Annotated in this window: 18 protein-coding genes and 1 tRNA gene; 1 reads left to right on the top strand and 18 read right to left on the bottom strand. The window is 46.2% G+C overall.

Features of this window, described 5'->3' with window-relative positions; translation table 11 throughout:
- The first annotated feature begins 60 nt into the window (after nt 1-60).
- The gene (locus S1OALGB6SA_RS08510) at nt 61-1,614 is read left to right on the top strand and encodes a 6-hydroxymethylpterin diphosphokinase MptE-like protein (RefSeq protein WP_230204511.1); all 1,554 of its coding nucleotides are present in this window, start codon (nt 61-63) and stop codon (nt 1,612-1,614) included.
- Between the two features lie 68 nt (nt 1,615-1,682).
- Here S1OALGB6SA_RS08510 and lepA read toward each other — a convergent pair whose 3' ends face one another.
- The 18 genes from lepA to S1OALGB6SA_RS08420 all read right to left on the bottom strand — a co-directional run bounded on the left by lepA (nt 1,683) and on the right by S1OALGB6SA_RS08420 (nt 19,871).
- Nucleotides 1,683-3,497, bottom strand: a complete 1,815-nt coding sequence (gene lepA, locus S1OALGB6SA_RS08505; protein WP_124033177.1) for a translation elongation factor 4 — start codon at nt 3,495-3,497, stop codon at nt 1,683-1,685.
- A gap of 78 nt (nt 3,498-3,575) precedes the next feature.
- Entirely contained in the window at nt 3,576-5,276 is a 1,701-nt protein-coding gene (locus S1OALGB6SA_RS08500) for a S1C family serine protease (protein WP_195910388.1), read from the bottom strand.
- 54 nt (nt 5,277-5,330) lie between these two features.
- A complete protein-coding gene (locus S1OALGB6SA_RS08495; protein WP_124033175.1) occupies nt 5,331-7,097 on the bottom strand; it encodes a hypothetical protein in 1,767 nt (588 codons plus the stop codon).
- Between the two features lie 49 nt (nt 7,098-7,146).
- Nucleotides 7,147-9,039: an ATP-dependent zinc metalloprotease FtsH gene (gene ftsH, locus S1OALGB6SA_RS08490; protein WP_124033174.1), complete on the bottom strand. Its 1,893-nt coding sequence runs from the start codon at nt 9,037-9,039 to the stop codon at nt 7,147-7,149.
- Complete coding sequence (gene tilS / locus S1OALGB6SA_RS08485; protein ID WP_124033173.1) at nt 9,029-10,309, bottom strand: tRNA lysidine(34) synthetase TilS; 1,281 nt, start codon at nt 10,307-10,309, stop codon at nt 9,029-9,031. Before tilS ends, ftsH begins: the two co-directional genes overlap by 11 nt.
- Complete coding sequence (gene pth, locus S1OALGB6SA_RS08480) at nt 10,299-10,889, bottom strand: aminoacyl-tRNA hydrolase (RefSeq protein ID WP_124033172.1); 591 nt, start codon at nt 10,887-10,889, stop codon at nt 10,299-10,301. The genes tilS and pth overlap by 11 nt, the downstream gene beginning before the upstream one ends.
- Nucleotides 10,879-11,511 carry a 50S ribosomal protein L25 gene (locus S1OALGB6SA_RS08475; RefSeq protein WP_195910386.1) on the bottom strand — a complete coding sequence of 211 codons (633 nt, stop codon included), beginning with the start codon at nt 11,509-11,511 and terminating at the stop codon, nt 10,879-10,881. Before S1OALGB6SA_RS08475 ends, pth begins: the two co-directional genes overlap by 11 nt.
- 32 nt (nt 11,512-11,543) lie before the next feature.
- A tRNA-Gln gene (locus S1OALGB6SA_RS08470) sits at nt 11,544-11,615 on the bottom strand.
- Between the two features lie 35 nt (nt 11,616-11,650).
- Complete coding sequence (gene spoVG, locus S1OALGB6SA_RS08465; protein WP_124033171.1) at nt 11,651-11,929, bottom strand: septation regulator SpoVG; 279 nt, start codon at nt 11,927-11,929, stop codon at nt 11,651-11,653.
- Nucleotides 11,930-12,107: 178 nt separating this feature from the next.
- Complete coding sequence (rsfS, locus tag S1OALGB6SA_RS08460) at nt 12,108-12,479, bottom strand: ribosome silencing factor (RefSeq protein WP_124033170.1); 372 nt, start codon at nt 12,477-12,479, stop codon at nt 12,108-12,110.
- Complete coding sequence (locus tag S1OALGB6SA_RS08455) at nt 12,457-13,635, bottom strand: LCP family protein (RefSeq protein WP_124033169.1); 1,179 nt, start codon at nt 13,633-13,635, stop codon at nt 12,457-12,459. Before S1OALGB6SA_RS08455 ends, rsfS begins: the two co-directional genes overlap by 23 nt.
- A complete protein-coding gene (gene nadD, locus S1OALGB6SA_RS08450) occupies nt 13,616-14,194 on the bottom strand; it encodes a nicotinate (nicotinamide) nucleotide adenylyltransferase (protein WP_124033168.1) in 579 nt (192 codons plus the stop codon). The genes S1OALGB6SA_RS08455 and nadD overlap by 20 nt, the downstream gene beginning before the upstream one ends.
- Nucleotides 14,191-15,186 (bottom strand): GTPase ObgE, encoded by a 996-nt coding sequence (obgE, locus tag S1OALGB6SA_RS08445; protein WP_124033167.1) that lies wholly within the window; start codon nt 15,184-15,186, stop codon nt 14,191-14,193. The genes nadD and obgE overlap by 4 nt, the downstream gene beginning before the upstream one ends.
- Nucleotides 15,187-15,192: 6 nt before the next feature.
- Nucleotides 15,193-15,447 (bottom strand): 50S ribosomal protein L27, encoded by a 255-nt coding sequence (gene rpmA / locus S1OALGB6SA_RS08440; protein WP_124033166.1) that lies wholly within the window; start codon nt 15,445-15,447, stop codon nt 15,193-15,195.
- Nucleotides 15,437-15,781, bottom strand: a complete 345-nt coding sequence (locus tag S1OALGB6SA_RS08435; RefSeq protein WP_124033165.1) for a ribosomal-processing cysteine protease Prp — start codon at nt 15,779-15,781, stop codon at nt 15,437-15,439. Before S1OALGB6SA_RS08435 ends, rpmA begins: the two co-directional genes overlap by 11 nt.
- Nucleotides 15,782-15,791: 10 nt before the next feature.
- A complete protein-coding gene (gene rplU / locus S1OALGB6SA_RS08430) occupies nt 15,792-16,178 on the bottom strand; it encodes a 50S ribosomal protein L21 (protein ID WP_503465890.1) in 387 nt (128 codons plus the stop codon).
- 232 nt (nt 16,179-16,410) lie between these two features.
- A complete protein-coding gene (gene argS, locus S1OALGB6SA_RS08425; RefSeq protein WP_230204510.1) occupies nt 16,411-18,153 on the bottom strand; it encodes an arginine--tRNA ligase in 1,743 nt (580 codons plus the stop codon).
- Nucleotides 18,150-19,871: a DUF5312 family protein gene (locus S1OALGB6SA_RS08420; RefSeq protein ID WP_124033164.1), complete on the bottom strand. Its 1,722-nt coding sequence runs from the start codon at nt 19,869-19,871 to the stop codon at nt 18,150-18,152. Before S1OALGB6SA_RS08420 ends, argS begins: the two co-directional genes overlap by 4 nt.
- Nucleotides 19,872-20,062 lie beyond the last annotated feature (191 nt).

Genomic DNA, 20,062 nt, shown 5'->3' with positions numbered 1-20,062 from the left:
CTTTCACCCAATATCGCTTCGCCGACCACCAACCCCCGCTTGGAGAATACGGGTAGAGGTTTGACTGTTTTCTTCGAAAATAGATATCTCTACTCGAAATACGAACCAATGTTGCGGCCGAAGCGTGCGGCAGAACTGGCGCCAATCGAAAACCGCTGCATTTATGTGGTCCCTTCACCTTTACTTGGGTATGGCTTGAATACTCTTGCCAAGCGAATTCCAAACGATTCCTTTATCCTCGCCATCGAGGTGTTCGAGTCGCTAATGAATCTTTGCGCTCCTTATGCGGAAAAGAATGATCGCGCGATTCATGTTCGACTTTCGGACTTCGCTGCCTTAAACGAAGTCTTCAATTCCATTGGACCTTGGAATTACAGAAGGGTTAGAAGGGTGGATTTGGGTGCCGGTTCTTCATTGAATCCAAAGCTTTACGATGAACTAATCACCTTCCTCATCGACGCTCTAATAAATTATTGGCGTAATCGAAACACTCTTTTAAGACTGGGGAGGCAGTGGATAAGACATGTTTATGCCAATCTTTGTGAGCTCGCATATGGCTTGTTAGATATTCAGAGCGTTAATAACCTTATTATCGACAGGGTGCCTGTTATTGTGGGGGCCGGTCCATCACTCGAGGAAGCCCTGCCGTTCATTCGGAAATATAGGAAAAGACTTTGGGTTATGGCCGCCGATACCGCTGTTTCAGCATTGCTAACCTACGGTATCAAACCCGACGCAGCGGTGGTTCTAGAAACTCAACCCTGGAATTTGCTGGATTTTCATGATACCGAGGGAAGTGGGATTGCCATCGTAGCGGATTTGAGTTCCTATCCCCCGTCTCTAACTCATATCGGAGGCCCCTGTTACTTATATTCTTCCACGTTTGCCGAACTGGAATTTCTTAGGAAACTCGAGGCTTGCGGAGTGAGAGATTTCACCCTCGATCCTTTGGGGTCTGTGGGTTTGGTTGCCATAGAAATAGCTCTTGCGCGATGGAAAGGTTCGGTATTGCTTGCAGGATTGGATTTTGGATACTCGCATGGAAAAACTCATGCGAGGGGCACCGCGTATCACCGATGGCAGATGTTGCATCTGAATCGTCTAAACCCGCATCCTGGCTGGGAAACATTAATGCTTAGGACTCGAAACCAAAAACAAGATACGGATTCTGTTCTAAATGGATATGCAGCGCTTCTACGCAGACGCTTCTCCGAAACTGGACGCCTCTATGTTCTTCCAACTTCGGGAACGGATTTGAATTTGCCGTTGCTGGAGGATGCCGAGACTATTCTATTGGAAAATCAGAAGGGAATAACCCGGAACGGAGAGGCTCCGAACTGGAGGGCTGAAACAGCGAGGTTTATTGATGCTCAATTGAACGGATTGCAAGAAATTATCGATTCCTGGGAGGTATATGCGAAAGATACGAAAGAGAAATCCAAGCTAATCAGTGTTATTGAAAAGATGGATGAAGTATATGTGGATTTTCCCGATACAGATCCTTTGTCGAAAGAAAATGAATCATTTCTGGTTCGGGTAGTTAATCGAGCGCGTGTTCTACTCGACTATATTGAGGGGGTTAGGAGTAGTGTTCGGGCGGCTGGAAATAAGTAGACGCGCGGCGGAAAGTGTGTACCCGAAGACTTGCCTGGAAAATTGTAGGTTATGAGATTAACAGCAAACTAGCCTGATTCATCGTCGCTTCTAAGCACCGACAGGAACGCGGACTGTGGCAACTCCACGTTGCCTATCATTTTCATACGCTTTTTCCCCTCCTTTTGCTTTTCCAAAAGCTTGCGTTTTCGGGTAATGTCGCCGCCATAGCATCTGGCGGTTACATCTTTGCGTAGGGCAGAGATTGTCTCCCGGGCAATGATTTCTCCACCAACGAGAGCTTGAATGGGAATCTTGAACTGCTGGCGGGGGATTTTACCGCGAAGTTTTTTGCATATCTGTCTGCCGCGTTTCTGGGCGTTGTCACGAAATACTAAGAGGCTTAAGGCATCTACCGGCTCAGAATTTACCAGAATCTCCATTTTTGCCAGGGCGCTTTCCCGGTAATTGGCAACTTCGTAGTCGAAGGAGGCATAACCTCGACTGACAGACTTAAGCTTGTCGTAGAAATCGAACAAAACCTCGGCCAACGGCATGTCGTAAAGCAATTCGATTCGCTTCTCATCCAGATAAGTTAGACTTTTTTGAACACCTCTTTTACTTACACAAAGAGATATCAGAGCCCCCAGGTATTCGACCGGTGTTATTATCGATGCTCTGATATAGGGTTCTTCGGTTTTATCTATGCTTCCAGGTTCAGGGAATTGGCTCGGGTTATCTAGGAAATAAGGCTCACCCTTTTTCGGAATCATCCTGTAGCGGACCGATGGGCTGGTTAGAACAATGTTGAGTCCAAATTCGCGTTCGAGACGTTCTTGAATCACTTCGAGGTGTAGCAGACCCAAAAATCCACATCGAAAGCCAAAGCCAAGGGCCTCCGAGGAATCTTTTTCCCAAATCAAAGATGCGTCGTTGAGTTTGAGTTTATCTAATGCGCTTTTCAGCTCTTCGTACTGATCGGCATCAACTGGATATATGGACGAGAACACAACTGGTTTAAATTCTCGAAAACCCGCATGAGCTTTACTCGCTGGGCGCGCGGTATGAGTAACTGTATCGCCGACTTTTATATCATTGATGTTTTTTATCCCGGCAATGAACCATCCAACCTCACCTGCCGAAAGTTCGCCGGTCCTCTTGAGCGCGAGACGGAATTCTCCTACTTCTCCAACTTCGTAGTCGCCCGATCCGGCCATGAAGCAAACTGAGTCTCCCTCCCTTAACTTACCCTCAAAAACCCGAATGTGGGCTATTACGCCTCGATAGGCATCATAATGGGAATCGAATATCAAAGCCTCAAGGGGATCGTTTGAATCACCCTTTGGCGGCGGTATATGTTCCACAAGTGAATTGAGCAACTCGGTTATACCCCAACCTGTTTTTGCTGAAACCGGAACGGCTATATCGCCGACTAAACCTAAATCGTTTTCTATCTGATTGAGCACCATCTCTAAATTGGCACTGGGCAAATCCATCTTATTAACCACCGGAATAATCTCCAGACTGTGCTCAAAGGCCATATACATATTGGAAAGCGTTTGAGCCTCTATTCCCTGTGAAGCATCAATTAAGAGAAGCGCGCCCTCGCAGGAACTGATTGCTCTGCTAACCTCGTACGAGAAATCAGCGTGGCCGGGAGTGTCCACCAGGTTGAGACGGTAGGTTTTGCCATTTCGCGCGTCGAAATCCAGTGTAACAGCCTGGCTTTTTATGGTTATACCCCGCTCGCGTTCAATATCCATAGAATCAAGCATCTGATCATGAAAATCTCTGTCTGAAACCAGTTTGGCATGCTGAAGGAAACGATCAGCCAATGTGGATTTCCCATGGTCGATATGAGCTATGATGCAAAAATTTCTTATGAGTGACTGCTGAAATGACACGGGGCAATTATATCTATGGAGCAAAGCGGTGTCGATTCAACGTGGTTAGAATTTCCAGATGGTTATGCACGGATGTTTTCAGAGAATGGTATTGATGTTCAAATGAGTGGCGATTTGTATCGCGGATTCCAAGAAACCGGCTCTTCGTCCCTTAAGCACCATTTGGATGACAACGACATCATCCTCCTCATCGTGTATCCAGCGCCGGAGCAGGAAACTGTCGCCGGCACGAAAACCTGCCTCGTCAGCGACTGACCCGGGAAGTACTGATGTAATTCGATATCTCTTGTTTAGACCGTATCCATTGATTCTTTGAACTTTGAGACCAAAAAGTGGCGTAATCAGGTTTTCCCTTGCATCATTCATCAGAGCAGTTTCCAGAGGAATGCTTGGACGCACGCCAAGAGCCGCGATGCCATCGGCACGTTCGCCCATTCTGAGCCAGTCAATAGAAATGAGCGTTCCGGGTGTGCGCGAAAGCAAGTATTCCTGAACTTCACGAATTCCCGAGAACTGAAAGCCATCTATGACATCAATTACATCATCCGGTAGGAGACCCGCATCTGCGGCCGGAGAATCGGGCGCCACATAGGTAACCTTGATTCTCCCCGTTGCATCCCAGGCGGACAATCCCAGCCACGGCAATTGGACCTCACCGCCCTCGAACAGCAGTGGAACCAGCTTCTTTATGTAGGCTCCGGGAATCGCAAAATTGACTCCCTCATAGCTGAGAACCCCGGCAAATACAACCCCTATAACCTCACCGTCCTTATTCAGCAAGGGACCTCCACTATTGCCTGGATTGATGGGCACATCAATTTGCAAGGATCCCGCCATCGGCTGGATCGATCGGGGGTAGGCTGAAACAGTGCCTGAAGTAAGTGTTTTGGCTAACCCTCCTGGAGAGCCAATCGCATAAACCGTTGAACCGAGCGGGGGAAGTTCCTTATTGGAATAAGTAAGAACATATGGCACCTCCATCTCGGTTTTTAAAAGAGCCAAGTCGAGATTGCGATCCCACCCAATCACCTTGGCCGGTATTCTATTACCGGTTTCATCATCAGTCTTTACAAACAAACGGGAGTATCCCTGATAAGTTGGATCCACCATACTCTCAATTACATGATAATTTGTAAGCAGATATCCTTCAGGATCAATAAAAAAGCCCGATCCAATTCCCCTATCGGGAACTCCCACATTGCCAACAAGTTTGATTCCTCTGTTTACCCAAACCGTAACAGTGCCATCGATAGAGGATTCTAATCCCGGAGCTTCCGTCCTTGATTTCCCGCGTAACTCCGATACAAATTGTTTATATCCAAGTAGCTCAAATCGCCTGGCCAAATTTTCCCTGTCTTTCGCGTCAATTGAGTCAAGTTCCAACTCAGATTGTATAAGTGCAAGGGCCGCGCCGCTGGCATTCGCATCCAGATAGGAGTATACGCCCTCAAGTAAGAGATCTTGTTCGCTTATTTCCGATATTCTCTTCTCTTCTCCCAAGGTGCGAAAGGAACGCAGATACATTAGCGATTTGCGCCAGTCTTTAACTTTGCGAGCCTCCTCCCATTCATCACCAAGTCCTTCCAGTGCACGCATATAACGTCCCTCGGTGTATTTGCCGTCCCTGTCACGGCTGGCTATCAGCGGCAATGCCCGTAAGTTCTCCCCATTCTCGATAAGTTCATCAATATGCTCGAGTGAAAAATCGCTTATTGGCTGCGGTATAAGTTCGGGAGAACTGGGACAACCACTGATGATTGTAAGAAGAAGAATCAGCATTTCATTAACGCAAGCAGAATTAACCTTACATTGCATAAGTTACTGTTAGTATAATCAGTTTCCCCAGAATGTCCAATCATCCATGGTCCAGGGAAGGAGATCGTAGATATTTGCCTCCGAAATCAGCAGTTCGGAAGCCAGAATTTCGTTATCAGGAAGGACAATTCGCTGAACTTTTATCCATCCATCCACATCCCAGATTTGGGTTTCAAGATATTTTTTCAAGGCCCAATCGCGAAGATATAGCGGGGATCCGCTCATTTCAGGATTCCACGCGATTCCCACTATGACACCTTCTTCAAAACGTTCATATAATTCCCAAAGATATCTATCCGGACTCTCTGGGTCCATGCGATACGATCGTCTGCCGGCGGCAGGGATTCCATCCTGGTAAACAATCTCCCTAATCCAAAGAAGCTTCTCTAGATTACCATCGAGATAACGTTTCTCTACCGCATGAATCGGGTATCCATCAACCAAAGAACTTATCGCCTCGCCACTTGTGCCATCCGAAAAATCACTGCTGAATACACGCACTCTTCTGGCACCGTACCAGAGTTTATCTTCGTTATAGTTCTCCGAAGATGGATTGCCCCAGAATCCCGCATTTCCCTCGATATCCCATACAAAAGCACCGGGATTCATCGATATCTCTGTTATAGAGTTCTCGGTTATCTCCTTCAAGGACAGCACAACGGGGTATGCGTTAGTTTGGTATAACACCTCCAGACTGCCATCATCGATTAGAATGCTGCCGGGGCGCAGTCCATCGTATTTGATATGCCATTCTGCCAATCCATCCTGATTCATATCGATGATGCGCCTGACAGGCTCTCCGTCTGCTAGTTCCAACACCTCTTCCGGGTATCCATCATAATTTGAATCATTTTCCAGCAATCCGCTGAAATTTCTCAAATACATGCTCACTGATTCACTCTGTACTGCCCTCATCTTTTTCAGCAATGCCAAATCATTTTGAAATTCAGGAGGAAGATAACTTTGTTCAGCTAACAGCACATCCCTCATTTGTCGACTGAACAAGTTTGAAAGCGTTCCCGCACTACTGATATCGACAGCGCCATAGAATATCCAGGGAATGAGTGCTTCCTCAAGCGCCAAACCCCAATAACGCCAAGCTGAATCGAGGGTTTTTATAGAATTCTCATGGCCTGCCGCAATCGCCAAAGCTTTGAAATGTGGTCTGGCCTCCCCTGTAAGATTGCCTCCAAGTCGAGTAATATCCGTACTGGAATTAACAAGTGCCTCACCGCGAACAGCCAACTCGGCGGCCACCTCCGAAAACCCCAGATAAAGGGCAGCCCTGGCGGTGGCATAAAGCAGCAAGGCATTTTCACGCTGTCCCCTTGACATTCGCCGGTAGCCATCCAGCAAGTTCTTATAGTCTTTTAAGCGCAGAGCCGTGGATGCCCACAAAACGGCCCTTTCCTCGTATCGTATAAGCTCAGGGTATCGATCATCGGAATCCAGCGAGTCAGTTAGAAGCTGATATGCCGCAATGATATGCGACTCACCCCGTTCCATTGCCTTTGGTCTAAACCCAACCAGAAGCAGTTTGGCTTGTAGATAAAGTACATCACTGCTGGCCTCATCAAATTCGGTGGCAATTTTCAACGCACGAACTGCCTCTTCAAGCTGATTCTCAGTCAAGGAATCAAATCTCAACAAGGCTTCAGCCCTTTCAAGCCATATCCTGGAAACCGCCCTGTCACTCTGCGGAAAGGCGTTTGCGGCTGCTAAAATCAGTAGGGGCAGAGTTACCCAACCCAGCCGTTCACATCTAATGCAAATACGAGGTTTCATTTAATGCATCTGCACCAGACAGGTTTCGCTGTGATTGCGTGTTATCATCTCAAGATTTCGAGTCGACATCAGAATCAGAGGGCAATTCTGGCAATTTCTGTTCCGATGGCAACTCAAGTCCCCAGAGTTTTCTAATCTCATCATTGTCAAGGGTCTCTCTTTCAATGAGTGCCTTAGAGAGCGATTCCAATTTTCCCCTTTCCCTCCTCAGAGTATCGCGAGCCTTATCAAGTGCCTCGGTGAGCAAATTACGAATTTCACTGTCAATTCTGAAAGCCGTTTCCTCCGAATAATCGGCATGCTGCGCTATTTCCTTTCCGATGAATATTGGTTCATCGACAGCGCCCAGGGCAACAGGTCCAAGACCACTCATCCCCCATTCACAAACCATTTTACGCGCTAGTTCGGTGGCTTGTTTAATGTCGTTCTGAGCCCCTGTAGTAGTCTCGTCATATATAAGTTCTTCCGCCGCATAACCCCCATAAAGGATTACCAACTGTGCTTTCAGCCATCCGACACGTCGACTATATTCGTCTTTCTCAGGCAAGCTGAAGGTAACACCTAAAGATCTGCCCCTTGGAATGATGGTAACCTTATGAATTCTGTCCGCCTTCTCCTGGGTATAGTGAAGAATTGCATGTCCTGCCTCGTGATATGCTGTCATCCACTTATCTTCTTCACTCATCACCATGCTGCGTCTCGCAATTCCCATGAGTATTTTGTCCCGAGCCTCTTCGAAATCCACCATTTTTACGCACTCTCTACCAATTCTGCCAGCAAAAAGTGCCGCTTCATTTACTATATTGGCGATATCCGCACCCGAGGAGCCAGGCGTGGCCCTAGCCAATATCGACAGTTTCACATCCGAATCGAGAGTTAGATTTCGGGCATGAATCGCCAAAATGGCTTCTCGCTCCTTGACGTCAGGCATTGCGACGACTACCTGCCTGTCAAATCGTCCTGGTCGCAATAGAGCGGGATCCAAAACATCCGGACGGTTTGTGGCGGCTATAATAATTACTCCCTTATCGGTATCGAAGCCATCCATTTCCACGAGCAACTGATTTAGGGTTTGTTCTCTCTCATCATGACCGCCGCCGTATCCAGCGCCCCGAGTACGTCCCACGGCATCTATTTCATCAATGAAGAGAATGCAAGGCACGTTTTTTCGACCCTGCTCGAAAAGATCTCTTACACGACTCGCACCTACTCCAACAAACATCTCAACAAAATTGGACCCGGACATGTGGAAAAATGGAACACGCGCTTCCCCTGCTACGGCCTTGGCCAGCAAGGTTTTGCCCGTACCAGGTTGTCCCACCAGAAGTACACCCTTGGGGATTTTAGCGCCCAGTCTAGTGAATCTTTCCGGATCCCTCAAAAATTCCACCACTTCCTGAAGCTCATACTTAGCCTCCAGCTGGCCTGCCACATCTTTAAAGACTACGTTGTCCCCTGAATTATCATATTGTTTCGCCTTACTCCGCCCAAAAGAGAGCGCGTTCTTTCCGCCGTTCTGAATATTGCGATACATCCAGACAATTACTCCGAATAACAGCAAAACCGGAAGAAGCTGCAGAAAAACATCTCCTAAGGAAATACCCTTGGAATCTCCGATAACTGAGACTCCAACTTGTTCCAGACGCCCTAACAAACTGTCATCAAAATACGGGATTATTGTAGTGAAGTTCACGCGTTTACCATTCTCGTCAAAACGCTTCCCGCGAATCTCCCTCATATCAATGATTTTCACTTCCTCAACGTTCCCCGACTCCAGTTCCTGAATGAATTGGGAATAAGTAAGACTCGAAGTGATATTGTCCTTTACTAGAGATATCACAAAGAAAAATAGAAGAATGGCACCTATTATCAGGGCAATAGTCGTTTTGCCGTCCATTTCGAGCTTGAAATTGCCGTTGCTTTTATTCTTTTTATCTGACATCTAGTTCCACTCTACTCTTCTCAATAAGAATATAAATCATTTCTTTTCCAGAATCAGCTATTCCTTTTGGAAAAGACGTTTTTGTCCTGCGTTCCGCGAGAGGCCCCACTTCCATCCCATAACTGCCGAAGCGTATTTCCAGCGGCCAATTTTCTATATGACAAGAGGAGACAATTCCAGGATAGTTTGGTTTTTGCAACGATACAACAATATCATAAGAGCCAATATTCGCAACAAAACCTCTTCTAACTTCGCTTCGGCTCAAGATAATTCTGCCGCCCGAATTCCCCAATGCATCCCGCGAAGCTCGGCTAATCTCAATAACGCCAGGTTTCCGAATTAGCTTAAAACCATGAGAATTCCAAGCCCTTCGTGAATCGGCGGCCTTCCTCGCCTCTTTTAAGGCTCTCCAGGGAATCCGTCTGTCAGGTATTTTGGAGTTATCAAGATAGTTAAACGCATTCCAAAGGGCAAGGGCCTTCGAATACTTTGCTGCAGAATCCCAATCTCCTTCGTTCCACATATACCTGTCACACTCGACAATGGGATTTAGTTCCTTATAACAGAGCTTCTTCAACGCCAGTGTTGCCTCTTGCGATCTTTCTCCCAGCACACTCAAGGCTTTGGGCCATCCCGGAAAGATGTCTGATATGAGAGGTATCAATTCATTTCGGATACGATTCCGTCTATGTATTTTCGAACTATTACTTGCATCTTCTATCCAGTCAATACTGTTGGACACCAGATATTCCCTCAGTTCCGCTCGCTTGAAACTTAGAAGAGGCCGCACTGTTTCTCCGCGCAGCGCTGGAATACCGCCAAGTCCCTCAGCGCCGGATCCTGAAAGTAAGCGCATGAAGATAGTCTCCAAACTATCATCGGAAGTATGACCATAAAAAATGTACTGTGCCTTTCTTACTCGCATGTGATCCCTTAAAAGCCTATGCCTCAACACCCGAGCCGCCTGCTCAATGCCGCATCCAAATCGTCTTCTGATGTCGTGAACTGTGTCATTTTCAGCAGATAGAACATGAAAAGAGATATTTCGTTCCGCGCAGAGTCTTTCGCAGAGAGTATTCTCTATCTTTTCGGATATTGAATCACGAATCCGATGGATAACCCTTGCTGCACTGCAATTAAGATGGGCCTTGGCTGCTAAATCCAGGAGGGCAACTGAGTCTCCCCCCCCGGAGAGCGCTATGATGCAACTGGAATCAGCGTTGATGTCCAAGCTTCGTAATGATGCAATGAATCGTTCATCAAGTTCCACGGCTGTTGATTTCTTCTATCACTCCAGCGATAGGTTTGTATGGGAGCTTAAGTATTCCCTGGCTGGCACGCATACACGCGCTGTTGATATCAGCTAGTTCGTTCATGTCTGGCACACTCAGCACATAATCAACTTGGGATGCGCCGGATGGAGGGCGGCCTACACCGATATAAAATCGGTAAAAATCTCCATGCCTCAAGGTTCCGATAACAGATTTCAAACCATTGTGTCCAGCATCTCCCCCCCCCTTCTTTATGCGGCATATTCCAGGTGCGAGATCCATATTGTCAAGCACGACAATGAATCGATCAGGCATCACTCCATAACGTCGAAGCAATTCAGGTACGACATCCCCAGATCTGTTCATATATGAATTCGATCTTGCCAACACCAGCGAATGATGTTTAACAGTCAATACACAATAGCTGTACCTGCGAAGAAATCCTCGTCGCAGCCTTCCATTTTTCTCATCCAAAACGAGGTTTACGACATGATAGCCAACATTGTGTCGAGTTCGTTCAAATTCAATTCCAGGATTCCCCAACCCCAAGATTATTATAGGGCTCCCGCTATTCGGCACCTTCCTCGCTTCCGTCCCCGATTGCGATTTCCTCTACAACTTCCTCTTCTATCTCCGATACAGGCTCCTCTACTGCCTTGGCATGAGTTATAACTACCACAGTCAAATGAACGTCGGTTCGAATCTCAACTTCCCGGGGCGTTGGGATATCGCTAACATGTAAAGAATCGCCAACCTCGAGTTGCGAAACATCGATTGCAAAAAAATCCGGAATGTCTTCAGGCAGGCATACTACCTCGATTTCCTCAATTTTCTGCTCAAGAATTCCGCCTTCTATTATACCCTTAGGGGTACCTTCAAGATGAATCGGCACTACGGTGCTAAGCTTCTTGCCCGCGCGAATTGCATAGAAGTCAATATGCATGACACCGCCCGAAAGTATGTCTCTCTGGGTATCCTTTACCAATACTTTGTATTCATCGTTATCCAGCTTTAATCCAATAACCTTATTGCCTGAGGCATATTGAAAACTATGCGCCCATTCCTTAGCATCGATGCTAACAGCTCTTAGAACGCCGTCACCATACAGAATGGCAGGAATTCTTCCACTTCTTCTAAGCGCCCGGGTCGAACCCTTATTTATCGTCTCGCGTCGTTTCGCCACTAGTTGTGTGCTTTCCACTATTTTGCTCACCTCCACTGTGTGCGGGGAATCTAGGACGGCAGGAATCGAACCTGCGAATGCCGGGATCAAAACCCGGTGGCTTACCGCTTGCCGACGTCCTAATCTATAGCAACCGTTCTAGTGGTTTTCCCCAATTCTACTTCGCAGTATGCTCCATAGCATCACCCATATTTTCATATTCAGCCAGAATTTTCTCCTGCAATCGAGTGCGAAATGTTGAATTTATAGGGTGTACTATGTCCTTGTATTCACCATTTTTTGTTTTTCGGCTCGGCATGGCAATAAAAACTCCGTTTGTACCCTGAATGATTTTAACATTGTGTACGACAAAAGAATCATCAAAAGTCAGCGTGACATAGGCTTTCAACTTTCCATCTGTTTCAACTTTTCTGATGCGAATATCAGTAATTTCCATACCGTCCTCCTGGAGCGGTTGCACGATTCCATTATAAGCCGTGCCACCATTGTCAATCAAGTAATCAAGTGGAAATTGGGATTCATGTGAACTTCTACCGTGGAACTAACTTGCTAGGCGTCGTCTATACAGCGATGACGAAGGCAGCGTTTTACGGCAAGTCTATTTTGCCTGATGATTAACCTAAGTGTATCGTCCTACTGGCATTGTAAAAAACTTCAGATTCGAACCATCTTTCCTCTAACGCATAGAATCCTCTAGATACTGAGTCCATTAGGCTGACAACAATATCACCGCCGTCAATTATTCGCCACGAGCTCTCATTGGCTCTTTTGCCAGTGAAACGAGTTTCAATTCCCAGCTCCCGCATTTTATCGGTAACCGCCTCACCGAGTCCCTTCATGTGTATTCGGCTGGACACAGTTCCGATAACGAGGTGCGAGGTCCACGAACATATCTTGCTCATTTCCAAGCCCATTACGTTTCCCGCTTTCCTTTTAGTAAGTAGCTCGCAGAGTTCTCGCGCCTTACTTCTTAACGTATCTTCCATCAAAATCTCTTCCCAGAATAACCGTTACATCTACGGTTTCATCCCGATTTTCGTCTATCTGCGAATGGATTTGATCACAGCGAATCAATTCTGCCACTTTTTTCGCAGCCTCCGGATTTCCCTTTCTGTCCAGCACAATGGTTCTGCTATAGTCGTTAAGTTCAGCGTTCGCGATAGCGGCAATCTTGAAGCCAAAACTTTTATATAGCTGCGCCGTCCTGGATGCAAGCCCCGACAGATTAGTTCCGTTCAAGATTTCCACGTTAATCGACAGCGCATCGTCGTCAAGAACATCAATCTTGGCAAGAGTTTTGTTAATCTTCTGAACCGTTTCCTTAATCAAATTTCCATCATAAAAGGGGAAGAGTATGTTCTTACCTTGAAGCGTGCGCTGGTCGCCAATAATGCCTTGCAAAACAAGACTTTTGGAATCAATCGCAGTCAAAGTTTCAATGAGAGTTGATAGACTGCGATCATCGAGATTGGAGTTGAATATATCTCGAATATAGGGGAACACTTCTGATGAGAGAAGGCGATTCCCACTGTCGCTTATGGAGCGCAGCAGGGATTTGACAACCCTGTGTTCTCGCTCCATCCTTTCAGTTATTGGTTCTCCCGTTGGTTTGTATTCAACGTAAGAAAGCGCTTTGGACCCGTCAAGCTTCACACTCCCCGGCGGAAAGAGGTATCTTACTCCATCGACTGTATCGTCAATTGCATTGGGTATGAAAACATCTATCCCCCCCAAATGGTCCACCAGGCGCTCGAAATTGTCCGAATCAAAGCGAATTACAAATGAAACTGGGTATCCAAGCAGTGTCTCGACTGCATCCCGATAGGGTTCCAGATTGTCGCTATTGTATATGGATTCCAATCTATCTATTTTATCGACCGCCAAAAGCAGAGTGCCGGTTTCAATGGGTATCGCTGTTAAGGCTGCATTCTGTGTTTTCGGATGGTAATAGAGAACCTCCGAAATTAGAGGTTTGTTCCTATCGTCAATCACGATAAGTATGCTAATCGTTACACCCTCTTTAATCGCCTCTGTAAATAAATCTATTCTCAGGCTCAAAACCGCCCATACAACCAGGAAGGCCACGAGAATCACAATTAGTGCGAAAAACCAATAAGGATTTTCAGGTTTGCGCAAAACCATAAAGCCTGTTTCTCTCAATGTATTCGGTAACGGGAAGCGGTACTAGCCTGCCTATGCTCAAACCGTTTTCGATTCTCTGCCTTATCTCGCTCGATGAATAGGGTACCGGCGTATTAGGCAGCCTGAAACAAGGGTACTGAAACTCAACCTCTCTTTTCACATCTCGTCGAGCAAGAATGATATTTACCTCGTCTAATAGTCTCGGGACATCTTTCCATGACGAAAAATCGTCCGCTAGGTCATCGCCAATTATAATGGCTGCCCTGGAATCAAGTATCCCATTTTCCTTTAGTTCCCGGACAGTATCGATACTGTAAGAAGGTCCACTGCGGTATATCTCTCCTCTCCAAAGCTCAGCCCAAGAGAAATCCTGAAGGGCCAGCTTCAACATGGCAAGACGATCCGCATCGCTAGCTCCACGGGCCAGAGTTTTGTGAGGTGGAATTGCAACCGGAATAAACAGGATTTTCTGATAGCCGTTTTTTATGACTTCTTCAGCTATTGATAAATGGCCAGAGTGAACAGGATTGAAGGATCCTCCAAGTATTGCTGTTTTCACAAGTTGTCATTGCTGAGATTAAACAGTCGATCGCAGAATTGTTCCAGTTTCTCCGAGGAAAAAACAGATACACCAATAACTTCATCATCCGGAAATGCTCCAATAAGCAGATCTAGCTTTGCACCTGATTCATCAAGATCGGCTTTGGAACCAATGATTATGCTTGGTTTCTTCAATAGGTTGGAATCGAATAGTTCTATCTCTTTCTTGAGTACTCGAAGGGTATGAATCGGATCAGCATCGCTTAAATCGCTCATATACACCAAATATGCGGATCGACTAATGTGACGCAGGAATCTATGTCCTAGTCCAACACCTTCTGAGGCTCCCTCAATAAGCCCCGGGATATCGGCAATTATCCTTTCCTGTTCGCCTCGCCGAAGTACACCCAGGCATGGAACCCTGGTGGTAAATGGATAGTCGGCAACCCTCGATTTTGCCGATGTCAAGGCATTGATGAGGCTGGATTTACCGGCATTTGGCATTCCTACCAGGCCGATATCCGCAATGAGCAGCAATTCTAGAGAGATTTCTCGCAAGGAACCCGATTTACCAGATTGCGCATGAGTTGGAGTCTGATTACCGGAGGTTCGAAAATGCCAATTCCCCAATCCCCCGCGTCCGCCCGTAAGGAATATCCACTCCTCACCTTCCGATTTCCTGTCGAAATCGTGAAGTGTTTTCCCAATGGTTATGTCTATCACTCTGGTACCCGGCGGTACGGAAATGACGAGATTGTCGCCATCTTTGCCGCACATTCTCCTACCGCTGCCGGACTTTCCGTTTTTTGCCGCATAAGCAGCTCGTCGTCGAATATGGGCCAGTGTCGATAGATTCCGCCGAGAAACAAATATGACATCTCCACCCTTCCCGCCGTCACCTCCGTCGGGACCGCCCCGCGAAACATATTTCTCACGGCGAAACGAGACAGATCCGGATCCGCCGTCGCCTGATCGAACCTCAAGGAAGGCCTCGTCGATGAAGGAAGACATAAGGTGTCAGCTATCGCTTATAATTGACACCCGCTTCTTACCTTTCTTGAAATGGTACAAAACGGTTCCCGAATTTTTTGCAAACAGGGTATCGTCTTTGCCTCTACCAACAAAATCCCCCGGATGCACCTTGGTTCCGCGCTGACGAACTAAAATGGTACCCGCAGACACAAACTGACCTCCATATCGCTTTATACCCAATCTTTGAGCATTGGAATCACGGCCATTTTTCGAGGAACCGCCACCTTTCTTATGAGCCATCGTTTATCTTCTCCAATTTTAGGTTTATTGAATTCGGATATTCTCTTGCAATATCGGCAAGGCCTTGTAAAAGAGTATCGGTTACTCCGCGAAGCCAGTCTTCCGAATCCACTGGGCGACTTTCTATCTCCATGGTTAACTTGCCAAGTTTCCGCGCTCCACCGTTAACGGTCCAACCATCCAGTGATGCCACCAACTTAGCAACCGAACGCACCAGCAGTGTCGTAGCCGCACAGGCCGGATCTCCTTTTCTACTCCAATATCCCGCATGACCGCTGAGGTTCATCCGATTTAAGGCACCCTGGCCATCAAGAGCCACTACAACCGCAATCACCGCTACAGTCCTAGGAGGTGATTTCGTTCACCTTAACAAGAGAATATCTCTGCCTATGGCCAAGAAAACGATGATACCCTTTGCGTTTCTTGAACTTTGTCACTCCAATTTTGGCCTCTCGAACTGATTCACCAACAGTCCCCAAAACCTTCATTCCCTCAACATAGGGCTGACCAATTCTAGTATTCTCACCGTCTGAAATCATCAGCACAGTGTCGAATTCCACACTGTCACCCGCCTTCTTACCATCAAGCAAGTCAACTTTTATAAGACTACCCCTTTCCGCCTTGTATTGCTTCCCCAGAATTTCCACCAGAGCATACATCATGAATCCCCCGCTAACAAAAATCGTTCCAGTGTGTGACAGTTCAACAAGGCATCTCGCTAGCCTCGCCATCGCTGCTCATAGTCAGGATTTCATCCGGAACCACGACGCAGCAGCATGCCAATCAGCCTACTCATCCGCCTAACACAGATGAACATCCACTATGTTATACTAATAGAATACTTCCCAGATGTCTATAGCCAGAAGATTAACAACAAGAGTTATGCCCGTCAACGTATGTCTATTTTTCTCAAGGAAGCCGGGTGCGAAGTAAGATTCCGGATGCGGAAAATCAGAAGAAGGCCTACATTGATTCGATAAAGGGAATGTTCAGCAGTTTAAAACCGTTTTTGAGCACTGTCAATACCGCACGGGCGAGGCTTAAACGGGCTGCGGCAAGCGCCTTGTTCCTGGCTTTGGCGATCGGAACCTCATGGTAGTAGTGACTAAAATCCCTGGCGATTTCGCGAAGATTTACAGCTAAAATTGAAGGATCCAGAATTTTTGCGGACCTTGAAACCAAATCAGGAAAATCGCCAAGCTTCCGGCATAATTCCCATTCATCGTTCCGATTGAGTAGTTTTGGATCCGCATCCATATCCAACACATCACTGGAAGCCTTCGCAATTAGGCTGTTGATACGAGCAGCTGTGTATTGGAGGTAGGGGCCCGAATTCCCGTTGAAAGATAGGGATTCATCGGGATTAAAAATCATATCCTTAGTTGGCGATACCTGAAGAAGGAAATAATGAAGCGCAGCCAGCGCAATTTTCTCAGCGATATCCGGTGCATCCTCCACCAACCCTTCCCTACCTTTCAATCTTATTTCGGCAAGTGCCAGAATAGAGAGCTTGTCGATCAGCTCATCGGCATCAACCACTGTTCCCTCTCTGGATTTCATCTTTCCTTCCGGAAGATTGACCATGCCATATGAGAGATGTCTGAGCTTACTTGCCCACGAATATCCGAGTTTATCCAGAACATGAAAAAGAGCCTTGAAATGATACTCTTGTTCGCTGCCAACAACGTAGATGAGCTGATCGAAGGGCCAGTCTTCATAACGGCTGACAGCTGTTCCAAAATCCTGCGTTATATACACCGTGGTGCCATCGGAACGAAGTAATACCTTTGTATCCAAGCCAATCTCGCCCATGTCAAAACAGATTGAACCATCCTTGTCTTTATGGAATATGCCCTTCTTCAAACCTTCAAATACCTGCGCACGCCCTTGCAAATAGGTTTCACTTTCTCTATAAATTCTATCGAAGCTGATTCCCGTCCTTCGGTAGGTTGCTTCAATTCCAGAGAGTGCCCATTTATTCATGGTATTCCATAGCTTTCTTACTTCTTTGTCTCCAGATTCCCAATCCCTAAGCATCTTCTGGGCCTTTTCTTCGGCTGATTTATCTGTCCTGGCCCACTCAACAAACTTCACATAGAAATCACCCACAAATCTATCGCTTTTCACACGCAAATTTTCAGGAGTTTCGCCATTGCCGAATTCCTGATATGCGAGCATTGATTTACAGATATGCACTCCACGATCATTTACTAGATTAACCCTTAGCACCTTTGCCCCTCTCGCGGAAAATATCCGTGCGCAACTTTCGCCAAGTATGTCGTTTCTCAGATGACCAAGATGCAGGGGCTTATTGGTGTTCGGACTGGAATACTCTATCATCACCTTCTGCCCGCAGAGTTCATTGCCATTTCCCCAGCTTTCTTTCAAGGTGAAAATGCTATCGAACAACTCGGTTATGGCAACCACCCTGTCTACATGTATGTTTAGATAGCCACCTGCCGCATTAGCCCTAATACCCTCGGCAATTAACTTGTCAGCTATGGTTGAAGCAATTAGTGCAGGGCTCAGTTTGAGATATTTAGCATAGGGAAAAAGAGGAAAAGAGATATCACCCATTGTGCTCTCGGGCGGCCTTCCCACACTCATAATGTTTGAGAAGTTATCTGAAGTGTCCCCCTCCTTTGTTGCAAGTTCATGCAATTCATTCAAAATTCTGGTAGCCCAGATTTCCTTTACACCTGTCAATTGCGAGTCTCCTTACTCTGTCCCGGAAGAATTCTCTTCTCTTCAAATTCCAATAGTTTTTTGAGATTTTCCGCACTACGGTTAAATATGTTTCTAACTTCCTTTAGGTTTTCCAAGAATATCTGGTTTCCATGACCGCCTATCTCTGACATATTTGAAAGCGAATCATAGGTTCCCCCGCTGCCGCTCAAAACACCTCCCAGGATATCTGACATTGTTTTCAAGTCTCCTATCAACGGCACAGTTATAATCTGACTCTCCCGATCGAGTTGACCAAGCAATTCGAAAAAACGCTTTGAGGTGTCTGTTCCTGAATTGGTTTCTTTCCATAGGTTTTCAAGCCGAATGCCATAGTTACCATCTGGGCGCAATTTGTTTTCAAAACTACGAATTTTATCCGGGATTTTTACGAATCTATTGAAGGCCTCTTCAAAATCCTCCCTATTGGTCTTTTTATAGAACTTACCATCTATTTTAATGATATTCAGCACATGATAGAGTCTCGCTTGAAATATCTCCAGAAAGAGAACTTTCACGACGGCGAAACTTAACTCGTATCGAGGTTTGTAATGATCCGGAAACTCAGTTCCCCTGTATCCTGGAACCGAAGGAATTTCCGTCAATTCATATTGTTCCTTTAACCCTTCCAGGAGTTCTTGAACATGTTTTTGATTAGACCATTCTCGAAATCTGGCATTGAGCCGCTTGGTCCAGAATAGCTTAAATATTCTGAACCAGTCGTCCACGCCTGAGGCAGTAGTCGGCGTGTAGTGAATATCTACTGCCAGAGACTTGAGTAAGAGTTCCCAGGGGATGGCGGTATTTACCTTTCGTACAACATTCAAACTGTGAACTGCCAGATTCATCCGTTCGCGAAGTTCTTTCTCAAGCCATTCGGAATCCTCGCTAATCTTGTCCTGTAAATCGAACAGGAAAATTGCTTCAAGTAAAATGGAAGTTGGAGGAGTCTGGAAAGCAAAGAGTACATCTCCGAGTTCCAGAAGAGGTATTCTCAGCACGCGAATCGTCGCACCCGCTGCTGCACCATTCTCGCCTGGTGGAAAGAGATTCAATATGCGGTTGTAGGGGAATCTGGCCAAGGATCTTAGTTGGAAAAGGACTTCTGTGTGAATATTCATCCGTTTACGCTGAGTGAGTTCGATGTCATTCAATATATCGTTAAATCTCAAAAACAATTGTTTTTTTATTTTAGAATGAGGAATATTTGGGATGTCATTGCTGCTTGGCAGCAACTGTGTTTCAAGTCGGGTTTGAACATCTTCAAATTCTAGCTTTCCCAGGAAGGCATAGAACTCACCCTTCTCATCTTCCAGGGCCTTAAGTATGGGTTCCTTAAAAACGTTCATAGCTGAACGCAGCTTTGCTATTACTTGATATAACTTTGGATTTATCAAACCTCTTCTACGGTCTAACAGTCCTGGAGCAACGTAATCTATCTTGCGATGAATTTTGCGAAGAAGAAATCTCTCTATCGCCTTATCTCTGCTTATACCCAGCAGGAAGCCCAGTATAATGATTTGAAGGCGTGCGAATATGGATAATCGGGCGAATTGCCTTTCTGGTATATATGGCTCATCGCTGGAGGCAATACCTTTATGCAGGGGCTCCGATTTATACAATTTGCTAATTCTCTTCAGTAGAGCGAGCCTCTCTTTCCCTGAAATTTCCTTAGCCAACCGATCAAAAACAGATTCCATAGGTTATAGGATAGCACTGTTGTCCCTGTCGAAGCTTCTAACTAATACAAAACTCTCGGAAAAATATGGCGTTAGGCATTCTAATTCGGCAAATTTCATGCACGCGACAGAAAAAAACAATATGAGAGACACTGAGCATGATAACCGTCAGCAAACCTATAAGCGTTTAAGATAGGCGCTTCACTCGAATA

Origin of the sequence: Olavius algarvensis spirochete endosymbiont (genome assembly GCA_900608495.1) — a bacterium.
GTDB lineage: Bacteria > Spirochaetota > Spirochaetia > DSM-2461 > DSM-2461 > UBA2779.
Note: the sequence above shows the minus strand (reverse complement) of the source record. Positions and strands in the feature narration are given on the sequence as shown.